Source organism: Micromonospora sp. 15K316 (genome assembly GCF_004348525.1).
In the GTDB taxonomy this organism is placed as follows: Bacteria; Actinomycetota; Actinomycetes; order Mycobacteriales; family Micromonosporaceae; genus Micromonospora.
Genome location: NZ_SMKG01000236.1, coordinates 1 through 8,858, shown reverse-complemented (window position 1 = coordinate 8,858; position 8,858 = coordinate 1). Strand labels below are relative to the sequence as shown.

At 74.8% G+C, this 8,858-nt stretch carries 1 protein-coding gene; it reads left to right on the top strand.

What is annotated here, in order from left to right:
* Window positions 1-8,858 (top strand): toxin glutamine deamidase domain-containing protein (locus tag E1211_RS27720; RefSeq protein WP_243709722.1); only part of this gene is annotated, 8,858 nt, incomplete at both ends.

The window sequence follows — 8,858 nt, the reverse complement described above, 5'->3', positions numbered from 1 at the left end:
GCCCACCCCTCCCGCCGGCACCCGACGCCCTCCGGGACGCTTCGCCGTCGACGCCCGAGGCCGGTCAACCGGATCGGGAGCGGCCTGCGGCGCTCGCGAACGACCTGCGTACGCTGCTCAAGGCGCTGAACAACCCGTTCCGGCTGCCCTTCGCGCACCGGCGCGCCGTCGACGGGCCCCACGACGCGATCAGCGCGAGCCTCGACCACCTCGCCGCCGAGCCGGTGGACCCGGCGTGGCGGGAGCGGCTGCCCGAGGTCCGGCAGCAACTGGACTCCCTCGCCCAGATCCTGCAGACAGCCGCGTCGACCGATCCCGAGCTGCGGACCGGACTTCCGGAGCTGGACACGCTCGTGGGCGATCTCGTGCGGCGCATCGACGAGGTCGTACCCGAGCCCGCCCTCATCGACCTCGGCGATCCCGACAGCGGCCCGGAGAGCACTGCGGACTCGCGCCCGGGTCGGGCCGGCCGCGGCGCGGCGCCCGGGCCGGGCGGTGGCCGGGGCGCGGCCGGCGGGTCGGTGCGGGTCATCCCGTCCCGCTTCGCCGACGACGCGGCGGCGCGGGCGGCGTACCCCTGGCTGGCGCTGGTCAACCCGAGCGGGTCGGACACGAACTGCGTGCTGACCGTGATCGTCTCGGACATGAACGCCGCCGAGGGCCGGGACTCGAGCTGGCAGGCGCCGCCGGAACTCGCCCTGCCGGAGGAGCACCTGCTGAACTACCAGCGGCAGCTGTTGAGGCTGGCGGACGACGCCGCGCCGCCGGTGTACCGGACGGACGTCGAGGCGGTCCGGACGGCGATGGCGGCCGCGCCGCCCGGAACGCGGGGTGTGCTGCTGGTCCGCGATCCGGTGACGGCGGCCGGTCTGGGCGGCACGTCGCACGCCTTCAACGTGCTGCGGGACGAGCACGGTGTGGTGTTCCTCGACGGGCAGCACGGCGGGCTGGCCCGGATGCCCGCGTACGTCGGTGAGCTGCTCTTCCTTCCGCTCAGCGGGGACGTCCCCCGGCCGGCGGGCGCGGCGACTGTCGACCCGGCCGAGTTGGGCGGCACGGCCGGCACGCTCGGCGACGGCGAGAACGGCGACGACGGGCAGCGCCGTGACAGCGGTGGCGACGGCCGCGCGTCGTCCGGTCCGGTCCCCGGCGGCTCCGGCTCGGGACCGGGGACGCGGCGTGGCACGTCCGGGTCGCTGCGCCCGACGTTGCCGCCGCTGGTCGTGCCGCCGGTCCCGGCACGCAACGGAAGCATGCTGCCACCGGTGGACGGGCCGGCAGCGGCTCTCCTGAACGAGTTGTACGCCTGGGAACAACCGTCGGTCACGCCGCACCCCGCCGACGCGGTGCTCGGGCCGGACCTGCTCGGCCTGCTGGAACCGGCGCCGATGCCGGACTTCCTGGCCGACGGCTTCTCCTACGACCAGCTGTACACCGACCAGCTCTACGCGTTCTTCGACTTCCTCGACATGGCCCACCCCGACCGGGTGCAGGGCTACCAGGTGCGACCCGAGGACCTGCAAGCGTTCCCCGAGACGATCTGGCAGGACGTGCGAACACCGAACCCGGAGGACGGCACGCCGGACCGGCGGCGGTGGGCGCCGGACACCTCGCGCCTGCCCGAGCACCTGCGGCTGCTGCCGGACGTCATCGAGCTGCCCCTGATGGTGCACGCCATCTGGTTCGGCGGCCCGTTGACCGGAACCGCGACGACTGACGACTTCCGGCGCAACATCGAGGCCTTCGCCCGCCGGACCGGCCGGGCGGGGTTCCGGACCAACCTCTTCACCGACGTCACCCGGGCCGAGTTCCTCGCGGCCGCCCGGATGCCGGAGTTCCGCAGCGTCGAGGAGACGGAGAACGACCGCCTCGACGCCGTACGGGACATGCTGGTGTGGGCGCAGCGACACAACATTCGGCTGATCAACATTCACGAGGTCTTCCACGCCGAGGTCGACCTGCCGATCCAGCGGTTCCTGCTGGCCGAGCTGAACAAGCAGCAGGGTCGTGGCTACGCGGCGGCGGCCGACATCGTCAAGGTGCTGCTGCTGACCCTCTTCGGTGGGTGGCAGACCGACGGTGACAACACCCTGTCGAGGGCGATGGCCCACTTCGACGACGGGACGCGGGCACCGGTGTGGTTGGAGGAGGTGTCGACCCTCTTCCAGGAGGACGGCTACGCCATCCACGCCCAGCCGGACCGGGGACTCGTGGGCAACTCGTCGATGTTCGGCTCCCGCGGCCACCCCTTCTTCCAACGCTACCTGGAGCGCCTCGAACAGAACTACGAGAAGACTCAGCGCGCGCTGCTGCCGGTCCCCGACGACGACGAGCGTGCCGCGGCCGAGACGTGGGTCCGCAACTCGATGTTCCGGCCGCGCCGGCACTCGGTGATGAGCCGTACCGGGCCGGACAACCTGGGGCGGTTGAGCCAGGACGTCGGCCACCGGCGGCCGTTCCCTGACCTGCCGCACCTGCGTCAGGTCGGGATGGGTACGGCCAACAGCTGGATGTCCCGGCGTCCGTTCGAGGCCCGACGGTCCTACCTGCCCCACGAGGTGCCGGAGGTGCTGGCCCGGGTCACCGCCACGCTCATCCGTGGTCTGCGCAACCGGGAGGGCGACCTGCACCTGACCGAGGTGGCCCCGGTGGTGAACGGTCTCCCCGATCCGGAGGCCGCCTGGGAAGCGGTGATCGAGTACATTCTCCAGACGCCGGAGCTGGCCGGTCAGGTCCGGACGGTCACCGACCGGGCCCTGGTGCCACCGGAGCACGACGACGGCGATGTCGAGGTGGCGAACGTCGGCCTGCCGCCGATCGTGCAGCAGCGGCTGGGCCTGGTCGAAGTGCCCGGGCAGGACCCGCCGGGCAGCTGGCGCCTCGCGGAGCTGTCCCGACCCGTGACGATCGCGCCGCGGCGGACCGGCAACACGCCACTGACCGCGTTGGGCTCCGGAACCACCCCGCGCCGGCCGAGCTTCCTCGACGGCCCGCTGGTCACACCGGACACGCCACGCCGCTCCGGCCGCCCCGAGGGAATCGCGCCGCCCTCACCGGCGTCGCCGCTGCTCCCGCGTACGCCGCGCTCCCCTCGCTGGCCCGGATCGCCGGCTTCCGGCCGGCCCGGCGGGACACCGACCTCGCCGGACGGGTTCGTGCGACGGGAGTTCGCCGATCAGCTGCTGGTCGACCTGAGTTCGATGGGGCTCGGTGAGTCCAGGGATCGGCGGGAGCACCTGGAGTCGGTCCAGGACGCGACGCGGTGGTGGAGCGACACGGAGTCGGGTGACCGGCTCGACGGCCTCTTCAGCGCGGTACGCACGCTCGAGGCGCTGCTCGGACTGGACGGTTCGGACGGAAGGCCACCGCTGCTGTCACCGGAGGACGCCGGGACCGTACTGGTCGGCGTGCACACCGCGCGAGACGGCAACCTGGCCATGATGTCGGCGCGGCGGCGCGACCGGGTCGGCATGGCCGCCGACCAGCTCACGGCCCTCCTGGAGAGCCTGCGGGAGCTCCGTTCGCCCGCTGCCGAGGTCGCGAACCACCTGCGGCAGGCGCAGCGGCACGCCAGCGACCTCCTGTCCGCCCTGCGGTCCACCGCCGACGGGACCGGCGCCGGCCGTACGGCATCGCCCGGCGCGGCCGGCCCCGGCGGCACCGGCCCACGCGGTGACACCAGCCCGGGCGGCGCGGCGGGGACGGCACGCGGACTGCTCGACCCGTCGACGAGCCGCTACCCGCACATGGCCCGGGAGAGCGGACCGGTGGCCGGCGGTTCCTCCGCCGAGGTGTCGCCGCCGATGCGGGCCGCGGTCGCGGCGCTGCCGGAGTGGGACGGGACCAGTCTCGACTGCGCGCCCCGGGTACGGAGCCTGCTCACCGCGCTGGGCGCCCGTAACCGCGAGCGGGACGACCAGACCGGGCAGCGGGACGTCGACACGATCGCCGGTCAGCTCGGCGGCCGGTTCCGCGACTCGGACCTGGAGCGGCTGGCGGGCCTGCGCCCGGGCGGGGTGACGGCGGTCTGGGTGTCGATCCCGAACGACCGGATGCACGTCGTACTGGTCGAGCGGCTCGACGAGCACCGGTTCGTGCAGGTCGAGACGCAGCCACGGCAGGGCAACACGTTCACCGTCTTCCGCCTCGACGACCGGTTGTCGGGCCGGGACCCGCTTCCGGTGGTGTTCGGCGGCACGGTCCAGCTGGTCCTCGACGAGAACGGCGAGCTGGGTCAGTTCCGGCCCGCGAGCGCCGGCTCGACCCCCGAGGACCCGGCGTCCACGGCCGCGTCGGACGACTTCCCCGGCCCGCCGCAGAGCGCCCTGACCACCGACCCGCTGCACCCGAAGCCCAGCTGGACCCGGCAGCTCGCCAACGGCGTCCGGCTGCTCCCGCCACCGGCGGAGAGCGCGGTCACCGCGGCCGACCTGGAGGCGGCGGCGGCACGGCTCACCGCGCCGCCGGGCGCGACCGTGCTGGCGGCCGTACTGCCCTCGCTCGACATGGACCCACCGCACCTCGCGACGACCGGTCCGACGGGCCTGGTCGAGGTCTCCGAGCTGCTCGACGACCTGATTCCCCGCAGCACCGACCAGGTGCTCCTGCTCCACCTCCACGACGCCGACCTGAACCGGTCGGCGACGGCCGCCCGGGACATCCAGGCGGTGATCGACGAGCGGCGCCGCCGGGGTGAGCCCGTTCCGGCCGCGGTCCTGGTGTCGGCGCCGGCCGCGCGGTCGGTGTGGGATTGGGTCGGATGGCGGTCCGGGCCGCGGTGGATCCTGCACGGGTCGCTCTACGAGGACCTGCCCACGGCGCTGACCATGGCCCGGTCGACCACGCCGCCGCCGATCGACCTGCACGCCGAGGTCCGCGCCCGGCTGCGGGGCGAGCCCAACCGGTACGGCTACGCCGACGCCTCGCTGGCCGCGCGGCTCGCCGCGGAGCAGGGGCTGGACGACGGCGAGTACCCGGTGCTGCCCACCTACTCGGCCACGGTCCCACCGGCCGCGCCCGATCGTGGGCCGTTCGGCCCGACCGTACGGGTGCCGATCGGCGACGCGGTGCACCCGGCCGACCAGCTCGGCCGGGTCCGCGACTGGCTGCGGCTGGGGGTGCTGCGACCGGTGCCGGGGCCGGGCGAGCGGACCGTCGAGGTGCACCTGCCCGACGGGCTGCACGGCGGGACGGTCACCCTGCCCCGGGCCGGCGACGAGCCGGAGCAGCACCTGATGGTGCTGGCCCCCAGGTTCCTGACCGTGCCGGACGCGGAGGGCCAGCCGGTCCGGCACGAGCTGGACCTCTGGGTGAACGCGCACGCCGACGGACGGCTGGTGGCGACGGAGGCGCACGCCGCGGTCCGGGGTCTGCTGCTCGACAGCATCCCGCCGGACTCGCTCGGCCGGATCCGCGTCGAGACCGGGCTGCTCAACGACCAGACGGTCGACGGCCACCCGCCCGGAACGCTGCTGCGGTCGACGGCGGACGGTGAGTGGATCACCGCCGAGCAGTACGTGCGGTCGATGCTCCCGCCGACCGACGACGGTGCGGACCGGCCGATCGTGGTGCTGCCGTACCCGCCCGGCGACCTCCCCTGGCCGCAGACCCCGTTCCACCAGGCGTTGGAGCAGCACGCCATCGTGGTCTCCCCGCGTCGCGAGCAGCGGAGGGTCGAGGGGCGTGAGACCGGTCAGCACTGGGCCGCGCGGCAGGGCGGCGCGGTGGTCTGGACCAACCGCGAGCAGCGGGGCGTCGCCCAGATCCGCCGGTCGAGCCTGGCCACGCTGCTCACCGACCTGACCGGTGGCCGGCGACCGGGAGGTCGCGCCTACTCGGGCGAGGCGGCGGTGCACGCGCTCGCCCAGACGGACGGTCCGGTGGCGCCGGAGGTGACCGCCGCGGCCCGCCGGGCCTTCGACGCCGCCCCGGTGCCGGTGAGCGACCAGCCACGCTGGCTGCCCCTGCCGGCGACCCTCGGGCAGGCCACCGCCCGGACCGCCGACGGTTGGCTGCGCGGTCGGGAGCTGGCCGTCCTGCGCCCCGACGACGGGTACGTCCAGACCCGGATCGCGGTGCCCGGCCGCTACGTACGGGACGTGCCGGTCGAGTTCTCCGACGGTCAGCGGCGCAGCTACCAGCTGGTCGATCTGGCCGCGATCGTGGCCGACCGGCCGCGGGTCCGCGGGTACGCCAACGGGAACCTGCGGCTGGAGACCGCCGGCGCCGGCCGGCGGAACCCGGTGGCGCCGGCCCCACCCGGTTACGTCGACCCGCCGGCCTACGAGGCGCCGGCGGCCGGCACCCCGCGGGCCGGTCAGCCGGCCGAGTCGGCGGCCCGCCGGACGGTGGAGCCGCCGGTCGATGGCGACCGCGAGCGGCAGGCCCGGGAGCGGGAGACGCTGGGGTCGCTGCCGCATCCGCTCCCCAGCACGCCGGCACCGTTCGCGCCGGGTGACGTGCTCACCGAGCTGCCCACGTCGCGTCCAGCCCTGTCGCGGCGGATCCGACCGTTCGGGTCCCGGTCGGCCTCCTCCGTCAACACCCTGCGTACGGCCGGGCTCGCGCGCATCGTCGCGCCGACCGACGCGACCGCACCCCTGTTCGGCAAGGCGCTCCTCGACCGGCTGGACGAGTTGCCACCGGACGACCCGGCGGCGGACCTGCCGTCGGACGGGGCGCCCACGCGGAAGACGGTGGACTGGCTCCGCGCCCGAGTCGCGGTCGCCACGAGCGACGCCTCCCTGAACCGGCTCTGGCCCGCCGGGCCGACTGCCGACGAGCGGCTCGCCTTCGACCTGACCATCGCCGCCCACGGCGATCCCGCCACGCTCGAAACGCTCGGGCGGTGGCTCACGGCGGTGCTCAACCAGGAGGCGAACCAGCGCCTCGTGCGCTGGGCGCAGCGCAACGGTCACACCACCGTGCCGCGGACCCGGGTCTCGTTCACCCTCGCGCCGGCGGCGAGTTGGTCGAAGCAGTCCGACTGGGTCAAGCTCGCGTACGACAAGGAAGCGACGGTGCCGCCGGGGCCGCACCCGCTCACCGGTCAGCGGGACAACCTCGTTCGCGCCCGGCGACTGGAGCTGCCGTGGCCGCCGCCGGGCGGGGCGGAGAGCGTCCGCGCGATGGCGCGGGAGCTCGCCGCCGAGGTCGCGCCGCTGGCCGTGGCGGCCGACCGGAGCGCGGCCCGGCCACCCCGGATCGAGCTGTTGGGGCAGTACGACGAGAGCCTCGGCAACGAGGACGCGGCCCGCGCCGCACGCGACGAGGTCCGGCAGGCGTTCGTCGTGGAGCTGCACGACGCGGTCCACCGGGCGCTGGCGGCCGACACCGCCGAGCGAGCGGCGATCGCGGCGGTCAACCGGCTCCACGACGAGCGGGAGGCCGGTGATCCGCCGTTGGACGCCGCCGAGATCGCCGCCGCGGCGGCGGCCGGTCGCGCCGGGCACACCCCGCCGACGAGCGAGGCCGTCACCCGGATCGTGGAGCGGGTCGTGGGCACCGGCATGCACACGGCGGCGCTGGGCGCGACCCCGCACACCCCGCCCGTGGTGATCAAGTTCGTGCCACCCGGGCTGCCACCGGCGATGTACGACTCGGCCGGCCCGGCGCCGGACCTGCTGAGCGCCTGGAACACGAGTGACGTCCTGGTCGGCGAGGACGGCTGGTGGCGTGCCACCTCGCCGGTGGACGGGCTGGACGCGCTCGTCACGGCGCTGCCCCGCGAATCGTTCCGTACGGTCGACACCGAGCTGCGGGACGTCGCCGACCCGATCCGCGGGGACCGCGTGCTGAGCTGGTTCGGCTCGGCGGTGCGCTACGACGTGGCCCGCGTCCTGGTCGAGCAGCGCGACCCGGCGGGCGCCCTGCTGTCGTCCACTCCGGTTCGCGTCCTGCGGCTGCGCCTGCACCTGAAGCCGCAGAGCGGGGTGTCCTGGTCGGACGTGACGAAGTTGCAGCGGCACGCGGAGCGGGCGGCCCGCCGGCTGAACGAGCGGCTGAACCTGCCCGGCGGCGACCAGCTCCACGTCCAGGTGGTGTTCACCGCCGAGGACTGGGCCCACCACGTCGTCACCGTGCCGAAGTCGTTGCCCGGTACCGCCAACGCGGACTCGAGCAACTGGCCGGTCAGCCTGCTGGCGGGCGGCGACGACCCGGCCGCCACCGAGAAGTTCGCGCAGGACGTGTTGCTGCACGAGATGCTGCACCTGCTGGGCCTGCCCGACGAGTACCCGTCCTTCCCCGGCACCGGCTCGGAGCCGGTGCGGATCTTCGGGGTGCCGCGGCGTAGTGCCGCGGTACCGCCCTCGTCGACCAACTACCGGGAGTCGGCGGTCGAGCGGGCACCCTCGCGTACCGACAGCCCGGCCCTCATGGGGTATCTCCCGAACAGTCGGCCCGAACTGATCGCGGTCCGTTACCTCACGCGGATCTGGCAGATCCAGGAGAACCAGGTGCTGCCTCCGGTGACGACAGTTCGCCGGGTCGGCACCCACGTCACCTCGGTCGTCGCGCCGGGAGCGAAGGTGGCGAACATCGGCGCGCCGTGGCCCGCCAGCTCGCAGATCTGGGGGCAGGGGGCGGCGATGGCGTCGGCACCGCCACCGGTGATCGCCGAGCAGCCCGAGACCCCCCTTCCGGCCGGGCCGGCGAATAGCTCCGGCCCGGCCCGCGACACCCCGGCCGAGAGACGAACCGCGGTACGGTTCGACGACCCGATCGACAGCCGGTCCGCCACCACGTCGGAGACCTCCGCCCGGGACGGCGGCGTCCGGCGTACCGGTGCGGCCGACCCGCCCGCGCCGCGGCGGCGACGGGTCCTCCGCAAACCGAACCCCCGTCCCGCGGCGAACCCC